The sequence below is a fragment of the Pseudomonas sp. OST1909 genome (assembly GCF_015277575.1).
GTDB lineage: Bacteria > Pseudomonadota > Gammaproteobacteria > Pseudomonadales > Pseudomonadaceae > Aquipseudomonas > Aquipseudomonas synxantha_A.
Genome location: NZ_CP063780.1, coordinates 4315982 through 4331156 on the forward strand (window position 1 = coordinate 4315982; position 15175 = coordinate 4331156).

Consider the following 15175-nt stretch of genomic DNA (forward strand, 5'->3'; position numbering starts at 1 on the left):
GGCCCTTTATGAAAAAATTCAACGTGGTAATCGCGGACGATCACCCGATCGTGTTGCTCGGCGTTCGCGAACTGGTAGAGCGTGATATGCGCTTTCAAGTCGTCGGCGAGGCCGTGTGCTCGGCCGGCCTGATCAAGCTGTTGCAACACCAAGGCGCTGACATCGTGATCACCGACTACAACATGCCGGGCGACTCGCCCTATGGCGACGGCCTGAAGCTGGTGGAGTACCTGAAAAGGCATTTCCCGCAGGTACAGATCCTGATCCTGACCATGATCTCCAACCACCTGATCCTCACCCGTCTGCAAGAGCTGGGCGTGGTCGGCATCATCCAGAAAAGCCAGTTGCATACCGAGATTCAACTGGCACTCAAGGCGATCGCCCAGGACAGCGACTATCGCAGCCTGGAGCCGCCAAAGACCTCGGTGATAGAGACCCTCACGGCAATTGACGAGCGCTTTACCAGTTTGTCGCCCAAAGAGTTCGAGATCCTGCGCCTGTTTATTTCCGGCATGAGCGTGAGTGATATTGCGCGCCGCCAGAACCGAAGTTCAAAGACCATCAGCGCACAAAAGATATCGGCCATGCGCAAACTTGAAGTGAGCAGCGACCAGGATCTACTTGCTTATTGCCTGGAACGTAACATCTTCAACTAACGCATAACTTGCAAGCCATTCCTGGACAATGGCTTTGCCCTTTATTTTCAAGCCTTTCACCGCTGCAACAGCACAAATAACCTGCCCACGCCAGCGCTTATAAGAATCGTCTTATTCGCTCCCGCCGCCTCGTCGCCTACTCTTTGCTCGCAGTTCAACAACAGCAAACTTTTCAACTAACACTTACGGACATCATCATGAAGAAGTTTTCCCTGGCTGTGATCGCCTCGGCCATTATCGCCGCTTCCGGCAGTGCATTTGCCGTGGATCCTGCTCCTGCGCCAACCCTGGGCGGCAGCGGTAAAATCACCTTCACCGGCGTCATTAACAACGATGCCTGCTCGGTGGACGGCGCCAACTCCGACCGCACCATTTCGGTGGACATGGGCAACGTTTCGATCAAGGACATGGGCACCGCGGAAAACCCAACCGCAGGTCGTGTGACCGCCAAAGACTTCAACCTTAACGTCAACTGCAACCAGGGCACCAAGGTCGCCATGATCTTTGACGCCAACAACGGCGGTTCGGGCCTGGTCACCGGCAAAAAAGTACTGGCCCTGAACCCGGGTTCGGCCACTGCACAAAACGTCGGTATTGCCCTGCTCGACAGCAAGGGCGGTCTGATTGACCTCAGCTCGCCAAGCACCGCACGCATTGAAAGCACCATGCACGGTGCCGGTACTGAAGGCGGCGACGCCACCCTGAGCTTCGCGGCCGCCTACGTCACCACCGCAGCGGCTGGTTCGTCGACCGCCGGTCGCGGTGACGCCACCCTGCCGTTCATCCTGCAATACGAATAATTCGGCGCCCCGGGCACCGAACGCGCGAGGCCTTGCGGCCTCGCCATTGTCTTCTGATTACACCGGATAACCCTCATGCCGCCTCGTTCTATCGCCGCATGTCTGGGGCTGCTGGGCTTGCTCATGGCTACCCAGGCCGCCGCCAGCATTTCATTGAATGCCACCCGTATCGTGTTTGACGGTGACCACAAGGAAGCCAACATTACCGTGCGTAACGGTAACCAGGATGTATTGATTCAATCCTGGGTCGACATGAACGACGCCAGCGCCAGCCGCGCGCCGTTTGCCGTCACCCCGCCACTGGCACGGGTATTCGCCAAGGAACAACAACTGCTGCGCATTCTGTATGAAGGCACCGGCATGCCCACGGACCGCGAGTCGGTGGTGTGGCTCAATGTGCAGGAAATCCCCAAGGCCAGCGAAGCCGAGAACACCTTGCAGTTGGCCATCCGCCAACGCATCAAGATTTTTTACCGCCCTGCCGGCCTTACCGGCAGCGCGCTGCAAGCCCCTGCGCAGCTTGAATGGACGCTGGTCAAACACGGCAGCCAAACCCTGTTGCAGGTGAAAAACCCGACGCTGTACCACGTGTCCATGGCCGACATCAAAGTGCAGGCGGTATTGACCAGCGACTCCACCATGATTGCGCCCGGCGAACAAAAACAGTTTGCGCTCAGTGCTCCAGTTGCCAGCGGGCCGGTGCAGTTGTCGTTTTCCAGCATCAATGACTACGGCGCGCAGAATCACTACAGCGCGCCGCTGTCCAGCGGCACTGCGCTACCGGCGCATGCGACTGAATCGCGCCTCAACCCCTAAGCACTTTCGCTAACCCACAGGCTCACTTCGCGTGCGTGTTTGCGTGCCCGGCTGTCCGTCAATCAGGGATGTCATAGGTCTTCGCATGTCCTTTCTTTCCAGCAACAGGCCCGCACGTGGCGTACTGAAGTTGAAGACGCTGTCGCTGGCGATTGCCGCCAGTCTGCCCGGCCTGGTCATGGCCGATGACGCTACGGAAACCTTCAATACCACCTTCCTGCAAGGCTCGCAGTCACCGGTGGACTTGCAGCAATTGCTCTCTGCCAACAGCGTGCTGCCGGGCACTTACCGCGTCGACCTGTACAGCAACGAAGTGCTGGTGGGCCGGCGCGATATCGACTTCAAGCGCAACCCGAAAAACGGCCGCGTCGAAGCCTGCCTGACCCTCGAACTGCTCAAGCAACTGGGTATCGACCTGCACCGTTTGCAGGCCGAGGGCAAACTTGACCCGCAGCAGCCGCAGGAATGCTACGCCCTTGCCGACATGATCGAAGACGCCAGCGTGCGCTACGACAGCAGCCGTCTGCGCCTGCTCGCAAGTATCCCGCAGGTGGCGATGCAGCGTGGCTTGCGCGGGTATGTCGACCCACAGTTGTGGGACGACGGTGTGCCCGCCGCCTTCATCAACTACCAGCTCAACAGCAGCCGCACCGCCGGCGACTATAAAACCCGCATTGCCAATAACCTGGGCCTGCGCAACGGCATCAACCTGGGGGCCTGGCGCCTGCGCAACGAGTCGAACCTGAGCGGCGGCACCGATCGCTCGAACACCTTCACCAGCAACCGTACTTACTTGCAGCACGACGTCACCGCGATCAAGGGCCAGTTCAGCGCCGGTGAGATTTTCTCCGACACTGACCTGTTCGACAGCGTGCGCTACCGCGGGGTCAAGCTCGCCTCGGATGATGGCATGCGCGCCGACAGCGAACGCGGCTATGCCCCCGTAATCCGTGGGGTGGCGCAGACCAACGCGACGGTGGAAATCCGCCAGAATGACTACATCCTCTACACCGCCAACGTCGCGCCAGGCCCGTTCGAGATCAACGATATCTACCCCAGCGGCTCCAACGGTGACCTGCAAATTACCGTGATCGAAGCCGACGGTACGCGGCGGGTGACGATGCAGGCGTTCTCCAGCCTGCCGATCATGGTGCGCGAAGGCCAGGTGAAATACAGCGTCTCGGCGGGCACGTTCAAAAGCAATGCCGATGGCCTGGCAACCCCGCGTTTTTTTAGCGGTACGCTGGCTTACGGCTTGACCAGCAACCTCAGCGGGATTGTCGGTGTGCAAGCCAGTGAGGACTACAGCGCGCTGTCGATCGGCGCCGGCCGGAACACCTCGTTCGGTGCGTTCTCGCTGGATACCACCCATTCGTCCAGCAAGGCCCAGGGGCGAACCTCCCAGGGCAGCAGCGTACGCGCCTTGTACGCCAAGACCTTTGCCGGCACCGATACCAACTTCACCCTGGCCGCCTATCGCTACTCCACCGAGGGCTATCGCACCCTCACCGACCATGTGGAAGACAGCAGCGAAGACCTGCGCGTACGCACCGGCCACTCGAAAACCCGCACCGACCTGACCATCAACCAGAGCATCGGACGCAACAGCGAATTCGGCAGCCTGTATGTGAACGCCAGCGACCAACGCTACTGGAATCGCGGCGGCTCCCAGAGCTTTTCCGCGGGCTACACCGGCAACTGGGGCGACCTGAGCTACAACCTTGGCGTGACGCGCACCAAGCAGATCGTCACCTGGGGCGAGCCGAGCAGCGACACGCAGGTGAACCTGTCGGTGTCTTTCCCGCTGGGCAGCCAGGCCCGCGCGCCACGGGCGTTTGTCACCACCAGCCACCAACGTGGCGATACCACCACCCAAGCGGGCATCAATGGCTACGTGGCCGATACCAGCGACACTTTCTATTCGGTGCAGGCCGGCCACAGTGAAACCAGCGGCGACTCAGGCTCGGTGAACATCAACAGTCGCACCGCCGTGGCAGACGTCAGCCTCGGTTATAGCCAGGGCCAGGGCTACAACTCACAGAACTTCAACCTCGCAGGCTCCGTGGTGGCTCATGCGGGTGGCGTCAACCTGGGGCAGACGGTCAGCGAGACCTTCGCCCTGGCCGAAGTACCAGGCATCTCTGGGGCCAAGATCAGCAGCTACAGCGGGGTGGAAACCGGTTACAACGGCTATGCGGTGGTGCCCACTGCGCAACCCTACCGGGTCAACTGGATCAGCCTGGACACTCGCGATCTGGGTGGCGACGTGGAAATCACCAACGCTACCCAACAACTGGTGCCGCGCCGTGGCGCCATCGTGGTGGCGCATTACAGTGGCACCACCGGGCGGCGGGTGTTGTTTGAGTTGTTTGATGCACAGCATCAACCGCTGTCGTTTGGTGCCTCACTGGAAGACGCCAATGGCAAGCAGTTGGCGATTGCCGACCCCAATGGTAATGCCCTGGCGCTGGTGGAAGAGGATCAGGGCACACTGATCATCAAGTGGGGTGAACAGCGTTGTAGCGCGAGCTATGCGCTGGCACCACAGAACAAGGCGTTGAACTACGAGCGCCAGGCACTGGTGTGTACGCCTTGATTGTGCGGGGGAATGCGCTACTGTGCCGACCACGCACCCATCCTCTGCGAGATTTGCCCATGCGTAACCTGTTCCTTGCCAGTGCCTGCCTGCTGACCACCGCCCTGGCAGGCTGCCAGCAAACACCCCCGGCCAACGACCAACTCGACGCCGTGCTCTGGACCCAGACGTCCATCGAGCACGAGATGATCTACCGCCAGCTCTTCGCCAACGCCACCCGCCAACTCGATGTAGCGCTGGCCGACCCCAACTGGGACGCACTGCCTTTACCTGCGCGCAAGCTGACCGGTTTGCCGCCGGCGGTGATTGTGGATATCGACGAGACGCTGTTGGACAACGTGCCGCTCAACGCTCGCGACATCATCAACAATCAGGTCTATTCCTACGATCGCTGGAATACCTGGGTCGAGCAGGCCAAGGCCGAGGCACTGCCGGGTTCCGTGGCGTTCCTGCAAGCGGCCAGGCAAAAAGGCATCAAGGTGTATTACCTCACCAACCGCGAGCACAGCCAGGTCGCGGCCACCGCCAAAAACCTGCGTTTGCGCGGCTTTCCGATAGAGAGCGACGCACAGATCCTGGCGGCCAGCACCCCCATCGGCCATTGCGAAAGCGCTGGCTATGGCAAGAACTGCCGTCGCCAGTGGGTCGCCAGCCAAGCCCGCGTGTTATTGATGGCCGGTGACTCGCTGGGAGATTTCGTGCAGGCCGAACACAACACCCTGGCTGCGCAGCGCAAGGCCGTCGAACCCTATGTGAACTGGTTGGGGCAGCGCTGGTTCCTGCTGCCAAATCCGAGCTACGGCAACTGGTACAGCGCGCCGTACGGGGATGATGAAACCTTGCCGTTTGCGCAGAAACGCAAGCTCAAGCAGCGGGCATTGTTGTTGCAGCAATAAAGAGTAGCCCCCTCCCACATTGGATCTGCGTATCAGGAGCGATCAACACTTTAGCCCTGAGGCTTGGTGTGCCAACCCGAGGGCCGTTCATCCCACTCATTTGCACCGCTGCCCTCTTGTCATCACACTCGTCATCCACCCGTCGACTCAGGAATCGCAGATGCCTCACTCGTTGCTCAAGCCTGCCTTGCCCGGCGTTGCGCTGCGGCGATGGCGTTTGCTGCACCGCATCAAGCAAAGTCATGCAGCGCAGTTGTTCAACGTCACACAATCGACTATTTCGCGCTGGGAAAGTGGCGTACAAGCGATGGATCCGGCTGCGCACCAACAGCTTGAGCAGTTGTTGGCAGCCCGACTTGATGCAGCCGCCGATCAGGCATTGGCCCGGCTGGTCAGCGAGAGTTCGCAAGCGATGCACTTGGTGTGCGACCTGACGCACCGCCTGCTCGCGTGCTCGCCCTCCCGCGCACGCCAGTTCAGCAGCCCGCTCGCCGAGCTTATGGGCCAGTCGTTGTGGCGCTTCGCAACGCCGCAAATCCAGCTGATCGAAGCCAGCCTGGAGCATACCGGCTGGCGTGAAACCCAGGCACCACCGGCCCTTGAATTCACCACTGGAAGCAACGACTCCAATCTCGTGCCCATACGCCCAAGCCTGTGTCGCTGGACACGCATGACCCTGAGCGATGGCAGCGCAGCACGCCTGGTCGAGACACTCTGAAAGCCCACCGCGCATATTTTATGCGTGGACGATCTGCGCTCGCGCACCTAGGCTTACCTGCACAACCGACCTTGCGGGGCAGCATCATGGACATGGAAAAAATCAAAGGCCGTCTCGATTTTCTGCGCGAAGCGGAAAAACTCAAGGATGTGCTCAGAAGTGCCCACACGGCTTCGGGCCGCACTGAAAGCACGGCCGAACACAGTTGGCGCCTGTGTCTGATGGCGATGGTGTTCGCCGATCAATTGCCCGGCCTGGACCTGCTGAAAATCCTCAAGATGTGCGTTATCCATGATTTGGGCGAAGCCATCCACGGCGATATCCCGGCGGTCAGCCAGGCGGCCTTTCCCAACAAGGGCGAACAGGAGCGACTCGACCTGCTGCTGTTGGCGCAGTCCCTGGACAGCCCCCTGAAAGCCGAGATCCTGACGTTATGGGATGACTACGAGAACGCGCGCTCGCCGGAAGCAAAAGCCGTCAAGGCCATGGACAAGCTGGAGACCCTGCTGCAGCACACCCAAGGACTGAACCCGCCCGATTTCGATTACGCCTTCAACCTGGCCTACGGCAAAAAACACACAGATGCCGACCCTTTGTTCGAAGCGCTGCGGGCGTTGATCGATCGGGCGACAGAGCAAAGGCTCCACGCCGCAGAGTGACGGGCGTCATCACACCGCCCGAGCAGCAATCGCCTCCACCTCCACCAACGCCCCCGGCAGCGGCAACGCCACCACTTGCAACGCGGTCCGCGCCGGTTTGTTCGGCTGCTCGGGCGTGCCGAAGAACTGCGTATACCCCCGCTGTAACCCGGCAAAATCCAGCTTGCCGTGGGTTTCTTCCGCGCCGACCAGAAATACCCGCAACTGCACGATATCGCCCAGGTCCAGATCCTGCTGCTGGAGGATTTTGCGCAGCTTGTTAAACACTGAAACAGTCTGTACTTCGGTGTCGCCGTAAACCCCAGGCACATTCGGGTCGGCGAGGTCGGGCAGCGTGCCGCTGACGAATATCAGACTGGCCGAGGCCGGCACGGTGACGGTTTGCGAGATGGGAAAATCGCCCACGCTGGTGCGTTGAATGCTGTCGCTCATGGTATTGCTCCTCAAGAGGCGGCCACAGCCGCAATCTGTCGTTGTTGAGTGATGCGCTCGGCCAGTTGCGCCACCACATGGCGCGCGGAGTTGGCCGCCGACTCCTGCCAGATGCCCACGCCACTTTGCACCAGGCCGTCGCCGGCGAAGTACACCCGGCCATGGGGCCGTTCCAGCAAGGCGTGAGCCTGGGCGGGGAAGTGTTCGCGTTGCAGCCACGGGCCTTCGCTGTAGGGGATCTGTTCCCAGGACACCGCCAGTGGATGACGCAAATGTTTGGAATAACCTGGATGCAACAGCTCTACGGCTTGTCGGGAGGCGGCGTGCTGCTGTTCGAGTGGCTGTGCGCCGAACACGTCGGCGCCCTCCCCGGTCACGTAACCGGCCACCAGCACGCCCTCGCGGGTGTTGAGGTCGTTGCTGGGGTACCACAGCAAGCGCGCCGGATGCTCGACCCATGACAGGCCGCCATAGGTGCGGTAATCGGTTTCCCAGAAACGTGGGGATTGCCACGCCACCTTGGTCGCCTGATCGCTGCGAGTGCTGAGCAAGGCGGCCTTGACCGGGTCGCTGAAGTCGCTGTCGAGCCTGGCCAGCAGGGGCAGCGGCAAGGTCGAGACCAGGTAATCGGCACGCACCACCTGTTCGCGGCCGCTGTGCTGGTCGTGATAGGTCACCGCCACGCCCTCCTCCAACTGACGGATCTGCCGCACCTGGGCGCCGAGTTGCACCTGCTCATGCACGCGTCGGTAGAGGGCGTCGGTGATGCGGTCCATGCCGCCCACCGGCTGGAACATGGTGGCTGAAAATTCCGGGAACTCGGTGTGCAACAAAGCGCCCCAGAGTTCCGGGTGCAGCAAGCGCTCCAACCCCAGCGGCTTGTGGCGGGCGGGCAAGGCGCCAGGGTGGGCGGCTGACTCAAGGTGCCCGGAACGCAGGGTGCCCTCAAAAGCCAGCTCCTGGGACAGGTCCCCGTACACCTGCAAAAAACCCAGCAGGCGCGTACGCTCTTCACCACTCAATACATCGTCAAGGGCATCGCGTTGCACCGCCTTGGCCAGCAACCCGGACAGATGCCCACGGGTATCGTTGAGCGCCTGGCCGACGCTGAACGCCGGCTGGCTCAGGTCCGGCCGCACCTGAGCGCCATGGCTGCTGTTGACCAGCACTTCCAACGGCACGCCCAGCTCACTGCAATAGTCGAGGATAGTGCGGTGCTGGCTGGGAATACGCGCCGGGCCGGCGTTGAAATACTGGCCCGGATCAAACCCCACGGTTTGCGAGCGGCCATCCTTGTAGTCCACGCGGTCGCCGTTGCGCAGGGTCCAGGTGCGGCCACCCACGCGCTCACGGGCTTCCAGCACCTGCACGCTGAAGCCGGCGCGACTCAGTTCCAGGGCCGTGACCAATCCTGCAATCCCGGCGCCCAGCACCAGCACGCGGGTGCCCTGTCCCAGGCCATCCTTGAGTTTCAGCGGTTGCGGTCGGCGGTGTGACGATGGGCCCAGACCCAACACCGCCAGTGCATCCTTGACCGCCTTCTCACCGCCCACTGCGGCAATGCTCGACAGCGCTTCACGTCGTGTCAGTCCCATGTCGATGCTCCTAGTCCGGCAAGCCCGGTGGGTTGATCAGCGACTTGTCGACGCGTTCGACATCCAGGCCCCAACGTTGCAGCACCTGCTCGTATTGCCCGCCGGCAATCGCGCCTTCCAGGGCGGTGTGGATCGGCTGGACCAGGCCGTTGTCCTTGCGCGTGGTCACGGCGATATCGGCCTGCAACGGCCACCCACCGTTGACGGTGCCGACGCGCTTGATGCCGCCGGTGATCGCCGCCGAATAGGCGTACACCGAGTTCGGCCCGAACAGCGCATCGCTGCGCCCTGACTGCACCGCCAGTTGCGCGGCGGCCTGGTCGTCGAAGTATTGCAACAGCGCAGGCTTGAGGCCGGCTTTTTCATTGGCCTCGTTCCAGGCCAGCAGGACCTTTTCCTGGTTGGTGCCGGAGCCGACGATGATCTTCAGCCCGGCAATGTCCGCCGCCTGCTTGATCTCAGTGATCTTGCTGGTGCTCTTGACGTAAAAGCCGAGCACATCCTGGCGGTAGGTGGCGAAGTCAAAACGCTTTTTGCGTGCCTCGGTGACGGTGACGTTGCTGATCACCACGTCGTATTTGCCCGAGCTGACGCCCAGGGGCCAATCCTCCCAACTGGTCTGTACCACATTGAGTTGCAGGCCGAGGCTATCGGCGATCAGTTGTGCGGTATCGGCTTCGCTGCCGATGGTGGTCTTGTCGTCACTGGCGAGCAGTGCCAGGGGCGGCCCGGCCACGCCGGACACGGCCACGGTGAACTTGCCCGGCTGGGCGAACTTGAAGCCTGGCGGGATCTGCGCAATGGCCGCTTCATTGCGCGGCACATGGATGCGCGGGCGGTCGGGGCTCAGATCGACCTGTTGCACAGCGAAGGCGTATTGCGCGGTGCTGACGGCAAGCGCCAGCAAGGCCACGCGGGTGGTATGGATGAACATGACAGTCACTCCTTGAACTAAAGCACCTTGCCGAGAAAGGCCTGGGTACGGGGATGGCGGGGTTGGCGGAAGATCTGTTCGGGCGGGCCTTCTTCGATCAACTGGCCGTCGCAGAGAAACACCACGTGGTCGGCAACTTCGCGGGCAAAGCCGATCTCGTGGGTGACGATCACCAGGGTCACGCCCAGTTGGGTGAGGCCCTTGATCACGTCCAGCACCTCGCCCACCAGCTCAGGGTCGAGGGCCGAGGTGGGCTCGTCGAACAGCAGAACCTTGGGGTCCAGCGCCAGAGCCCGGGCGATGGCGACGCGTTGCTGCTGACCACCGGAGAGCTGGCGCGGATAGGCGTCGGCCTTGTCCGCCAGGCCGACCTTGGCCAGCAACTCGGCGGCCTTGAAGTGGGCTTGGGCCTTGCTCCAGCGCTTGTGGGCCAACGGCGCTTCGGCGATGTTTTCCCAAGCGGTCAGGTGCGGAAACAGGTTGAAGTTCTGGAACACAAAACCCACGTCGATGCGACGCTTGAGGATTTCGCGCTCCTTGAGTTCGAACAGCAGGTCACCCTTGCGCCGATAGCCGACGTATTCACCGTCGATGGTGATATGCCCGCTGTCGATCTTCTCCAGGTGGTTGATGGTGCGCAGCAAGGTGGACTTGCCCGAGCCGGACGGGCCGAGGATCACCGTGACCTTGCCGGGGTCGATGGTCAGGTCGATGTTATCGAGCACCTGCTGGTTGCCAAAGCGCTTGCCCACGCCCTGGATCTGGATGCGCCCGGCGCGTGCTTCAGCCATGGGACTTCTCCTTGAGCCACAGGCGCAGGCGCTGCAACGGCGTCGGCGGCAGCACCCGGGCGGTGCCACGGGCGAAATGACGTTCGACGTAGTACTGGGCGCTGGTGAGCACGGTGGTGATGATCAGGTACCACACCGTGGCCACGATCAGCAGCGGGATCACCGCCTGGGTGCGGTTGTAGATGACCTGCACGGTGTAGAACAGCTCGGGCAGGGCCAGTACGTAGACAATGGAGGTGCCCTTGACCAGGCCGATGATTTCGTTGAACCCCGACGGTAAAATCGAGCGCAATGCCTGGGGCAGGATAATGCGAAAGATACGCCGCGACGCCGGCAACCCCAGGGCCGCGGCTGCTTCATGCTGGCCGGCCTCCACGCCGATCAGGCCACCGCGAATGATCTCCGCCGCATAGGCCGCCTGCATCAGGCTCAAGCCCAGCACCGCTACGGTGAATTGGCTGAGCACATCCACCGTCGACCATTCGGCGAACACCAGGTCGGTGAACGGCACCCCGAGCACGATGTGGTCATACAGGTAGGCAAAGTTGTAGAGAATGATCAGCACCAGCAGCGCCGGCATCGAGCGGAAAAACCAGATATAGCCCCAGGCCAATGCGGCCAGCAACGGCGAACCCGACAGCCGCGCCAGGGCCAGCGCCGTGCCAAGAATGACGCTGAACACAGTGCTCAGCAGGGTCAGCAACAGCGTCTGCCCCAGCCCGCGCAGCACTGACGGCGAGAAGAACCACTGGCTGAATACGCCCCACTCCCACCGCGGGTTGGTGGCCAGGGAATGCACGATGGCCAGCAGCACCAGCGCGGCGAAGATCGACCCGGCCCAGCGCCAGGGATGCCGGGCGGGCACCACTTGCAGCGCCTTGATCGGCGTGGAGACGCGGTGCTGACGCAGCGGTTGTACGCTGACCTCATCAAGCAGGTCGTAGGGTTTGGCGACAATGGGCATGTGCTATTCCTCGCAGGCCTTAGAAGGCGTAAGTCAGCCGGGTGTAGTAGTACCCGCCGGTAAAACCGTAGGGCGAATAAGTGCCGTAGCTGGCAACCATGGTGCTGCTCGGCACCCCTTGTTTCTTGGGGTATTGGTCGAACAGGTTCTTGGCGCCGATGGCGATGTTCAGGTCTTTGGTGAGGTTGTAGCCAAGGTCGAGATCGGTGATCCATTTGGCGCTGTAGACCCGGTCCAGGTAGCGGTTGGCCGATGAGTTGACTTCCTTGTAGGAACCGTAGCGAGTCAGGGCCAGGCTGAGATTGAAGCGTTCGATGCTCCAGTCGCCACCGAGGATCAGCTTGGTATTGGGCTGCACGCCGGTGATCAGGTTGCGGGCCTCGCGGTCCATCAGGTCATAAGGTCGGCCAAGGATGCTGGTGGACGCCTTGTAGTTCTGGATTCTGGTCTGGTTCCAGTTGAACGCAGCGGTCCACTTCAGCGCGCCGAACGCGCCCAGGTCCTGGTTATAGCTGCTGACCAGGTCCAGGCCCTTGGTGCGAGTGTCGGCGCCGTTGATAAAGTACTGGCCGCCGGAGGTGGAGTTGATGCCGTTGTTCTGCAGTACCTGGGTGACTTCAGGACCCAGCAAGGTGCCGGTCAGGGTGATGCGGTCACGTAGATTGATCACGTAGGCATCGGCGGTGAAACTCAGGCGGTCGGTGGGTGTAAGGGTGAAACCGAGGCTGAAATTGGTGGAGCGTTCGGGCTTCAACTCTTCGGCGCCCAGCGCCTTGGCCGCCGCCGACCCCACCGGCAGCACGCCGTAATTGATCGACTGGTACACGCCGTCCACCACGCCATAGGTGGTGGAGCGCGCACTGAACAAACTGTTGGCCAGGGACGGCGCACGAAAGCCATTGCTCACCGTGGCACGCACGGCGAACTGCGGCGTGAAGTCATAGCGGGTGGTCAGCTTGCCGCTGCGGGTGGCGCCCACGCCTTCGTTGTAATGCTCATAGCGCAGGGCGGTGCCGACGTACCAATCCGGCAAGGGGTTGAAGCTCACGTCCACATAACTGGCCAGGCTGTTGCGAGAAGCGCTGCTTTCTTCCTGCGGGGAAATGCCGTTGGTGACCTGGGCCCCTGACGACGCGCAGTTACCCGGCGCCACGCAGTAGCCGCCGTTGGCATAAGACCCGTAGTCACCGGCCTGTACCTCGTAGGTATCGCGCCGATGCTCGAAGCCATAGGACAGGTCCAAGGGTTTTTGCAGGCCGATATCAAAGCCGCGTTTGAAGTCCAGGTTGGTGGTCAACTCGGTAGAAATCCACGTGCCGGAGGTAAAGCTGTTTGGCGTGGCTTCGCCCAGGGACGGATTCTGGTTGTGGGTTGTGCCCTGCTCCGCTTCATTGCGCCCGTAAGTGGTGGACAGGTCCCAGTCCCACTCACCCAGGGTGCCCTTGCCACCGAAGGCCGCCTGGAAATCGTCTTCGTCGATGTACCAGGTGGGGGTGTACCCGGCCGGATAGCCATTGGGCCCCGTGGTGATGGTGTTGGTGATGGTCGGCAGGCGGAAGTTCTGCCCCTGCTCGGCCTTGCGTCGCGAGTAGGTGGTGAAAGAGTACAGGCTGAGGCTGTCATCGATCGGCAGCTCGGCGTTGTAGCCCAGGGTCAGCAGGTTGGTCTTGGGCGTGCCGTAGCCGCCATAGGTGGACTTGCCTGCCAGGCCATACGCCTGCTCGTAGGTGTAGCCGTTGGCGCTGGCCTTGTTGTCATCGTTCTGGCTACGCGCATCCAGAGCCAACTGCACGATGCCGCCGTTACCGATTTCGAAGCCCTTGTTGAGGCTTTGCTGCACCGTCTGCTTCTTACCGTCGTAGCCAAGGCCGGTGTTGGTCACCGAAGTGCCGCTGGTGTCGGCCTTGAGGATCACGTTGATCACCCCGGCGATGGCATCGGAACCGTATTGGGCTGCGGCGCCATCGCGCAGGACTTCCACATGGTCGATGGCACTGATGGGGATCAGGTCCAGATCCGCCGGCGCCGCACCAGTGTTGATGCCGTTGATATTCAAGGTGGCGCTGGTGTGGCGACGCTTACCGTTGACCAGCACCAGTACTTCGGCGGCGCTCAAGCCCCGCAGGTTTGGCGCGCGGGCAATGCCGCTGGCGTCCCAGCCGGTTTTTTCCGGCAAGGTCAGCGACGGGATCACCGCGCTCAACGCCTCCATCAACCCGGGCTTGCCGGTGCTTTGCAGTTGCTTGGCGCTGACCACATCAATCGGCACCGGGCTGCTGGTGACCGTGCGCTGCTCGGCGCCACGGTTGCCGGTGACCACGACGGTAGACAAGGTGCTGTCGTCCTGGGCGTGCGTCGCTGCAGCCAGCAAGGACAACGTCAGGGCGGCGGTGGGTTGTAGAACGTGCTTCATATCCATTCCCGGCTTTTTCCAAATCGCGAAATCGAGCAGGCACGCGCCTGGCGCGGCGTGACCGGTGTTCAAAAGGCGTTTCGGCTTGGGCTAGGTGTGGGGCAAGCGAGGGGTTTGAAGTGGCAACATACGTTGAGCTCCCGTCCAACGATTCTGCTGCGGGGGATAGTTACCCGGTCAGGCGCGCAGAATCTGAATCACGCTGGGTACCATCCGAGGTCAGGGGTAGGCTGTTGAGATCAAACATAACGGAATGAATTTCAAAAATATAATGCTGTTTTGGCATAAGCTAATATTCTCTACTTTCATTATTTATCAATATTTTTATTCATAATGGTAATGTTTATCCCATCAATAGCAGAGAGATTCTGGGCTAGGGAGGGGCTTGCCTTAATGCCAGTCAGTTAAGCGTACATTGCCCTCTGTAGGAGCGAGCTTGCTCGCGAAAAACCTCAACGATAAAGCGTGCTTCCTGAATGAACGCGGCGCCTGTGAGTTTTTCGCGAGCAAGCTCGCTCCTACAGAGTCTTAACTGACTGGCATTAGGGCTTGCCCTCGATGAGCATGGGTACCTACACAACTTTGTAGGTGGTCGCAGCCGACGGTAACTACGATGCGAAGCAAGCCGCTTTTGATCTGCTTTTGATCTTAGGCGCCCCGTTAAACCACGCTGGCCGGAATTCGACAGGGATTTGGGGGGTAAACCGGCAGGGATGCCGGTTTAGCCGCCCCGCGCCATGGATGGCGCGTGGCGGCGGCCCCCCAAATCCCTGTCGGATTACGGGCACACCGAGCCTAGGCGAGGTGCCGAGTGGTGGGGCAAGAGCGTTTTGGTTACTTTTGCGCTTTTCAAAAGTGACCCGCTGTAAAAGCGGAACCAATATTAGCCGTTACCACAGGAATGG

The 15175-nt window shown here is 61.3% G+C and carries 13 protein-coding genes; 7 read left to right on the top strand and 6 right to left on the bottom strand.

What is annotated here, in order from left to right; translation table 11 throughout:
* Nucleotides 1–8: 8 nt before the first annotated feature.
* The 7 genes from IH404_RS18570 to IH404_RS18600 all read left to right on the top strand — a co-directional run bounded on the left by IH404_RS18570 (nucleotide 9) and on the right by IH404_RS18600 (nucleotide 7141).
* A complete protein-coding gene (locus IH404_RS18570) occupies nucleotides 9–656 on the top strand; it encodes a response regulator (protein ID WP_005789595.1) in 648 nt (215 codons plus the stop codon).
* Between the two features lie 197 nt (nucleotides 657–853).
* On the top strand, nucleotides 854–1456 hold the full coding sequence (locus IH404_RS18575; RefSeq protein ID WP_122733820.1) for a fimbrial protein: 603 nt from the start codon (nucleotides 854–856) through the stop codon (nucleotides 1454–1456).
* A 75-nt stretch (nucleotides 1457–1531) separates the two neighbouring features.
* A complete protein-coding gene (locus IH404_RS18580; protein ID WP_194438733.1) occupies nucleotides 1532–2272 on the top strand; it encodes a molecular chaperone in 741 nt (246 codons plus the stop codon).
* A gap of 85 nt (nucleotides 2273–2357) precedes the next feature.
* The gene (locus tag IH404_RS18585; RefSeq protein ID WP_194438735.1) at nucleotides 2358–4868 is read left to right on the top strand and encodes a fimbria/pilus outer membrane usher protein; all 2511 of its coding nucleotides are present in this window, start codon (nucleotides 2358–2360) and stop codon (nucleotides 4866–4868) included.
* Between the two features lie 59 nt (nucleotides 4869–4927).
* Complete coding sequence (locus tag IH404_RS18590) at nucleotides 4928–5764, top strand: HAD family acid phosphatase (RefSeq protein WP_005789601.1); 837 nt, start codon at nucleotides 4928–4930, stop codon at nucleotides 5762–5764.
* Between the two features lie 160 nt (nucleotides 5765–5924).
* Nucleotides 5925–6482, top strand: coding sequence for a helix-turn-helix transcriptional regulator (locus IH404_RS18595; protein WP_005789603.1), 558 nt, complete (start codon nucleotides 5925–5927; stop codon nucleotides 6480–6482).
* Between the two features lie 86 nt (nucleotides 6483–6568).
* Entirely contained in the window at nucleotides 6569–7141 is a 573-nt protein-coding gene (locus IH404_RS18600; protein WP_005789605.1) for an HD domain-containing protein, read from the top strand.
* A 9-nt stretch (nucleotides 7142–7150) separates the two neighbouring features.
* Here the strand turns inward: IH404_RS18600 and IH404_RS18605 are convergent, their stop codons facing one another.
* Genes IH404_RS18605 through IH404_RS18630 form a run of 6 tightly spaced genes read right to left on the bottom strand, consistent with a single transcriptional unit; the run spans nucleotide 7151 to nucleotide 14270 of the window.
* Nucleotides 7151–7573 carry a RidA family protein gene (locus tag IH404_RS18605; RefSeq protein WP_194438736.1) on the bottom strand — a complete coding sequence of 141 codons (423 nt, stop codon included), beginning with the start codon at nucleotides 7571–7573 and terminating at the stop codon, nucleotides 7151–7153.
* A gap of 11 nt (nucleotides 7574–7584) precedes the next feature.
* Nucleotides 7585–9168 carry an FAD-dependent oxidoreductase gene (locus IH404_RS18610; RefSeq protein ID WP_194438738.1) on the bottom strand — a complete coding sequence of 528 codons (1584 nt, stop codon included), beginning with the start codon at nucleotides 9166–9168 and terminating at the stop codon, nucleotides 7585–7587.
* 10 nt (nucleotides 9169–9178) lie between these two features.
* Nucleotides 9179–10102, bottom strand: coding sequence for an ABC transporter substrate-binding protein (locus IH404_RS18615; RefSeq protein WP_122733827.1), 924 nt, complete (start codon nucleotides 10100–10102; stop codon nucleotides 9179–9181).
* Nucleotides 10103–10119: 17 nt separating this feature from the next.
* Nucleotides 10120–10893, bottom strand: coding sequence for an amino acid ABC transporter ATP-binding protein (locus tag IH404_RS18620; RefSeq protein WP_005789613.1), 774 nt, complete (start codon nucleotides 10891–10893; stop codon nucleotides 10120–10122).
* Nucleotides 10886–11857, bottom strand: a complete 972-nt coding sequence (locus IH404_RS18625; RefSeq protein WP_005789615.1) for an amino acid ABC transporter permease — start codon at nucleotides 11855–11857, stop codon at nucleotides 10886–10888. The genes IH404_RS18620 and IH404_RS18625 overlap by 8 nt, the downstream gene beginning before the upstream one ends.
* A gap of 19 nt (nucleotides 11858–11876) precedes the next feature.
* The gene (locus IH404_RS18630) at nucleotides 11877–14270 is read right to left on the bottom strand and encodes a TonB-dependent receptor (protein ID WP_194438740.1); all 2394 of its coding nucleotides are present in this window, start codon (nucleotides 14268–14270) and stop codon (nucleotides 11877–11879) included.
* Nucleotides 14271–15175: the final 905 nt, after the last annotated feature.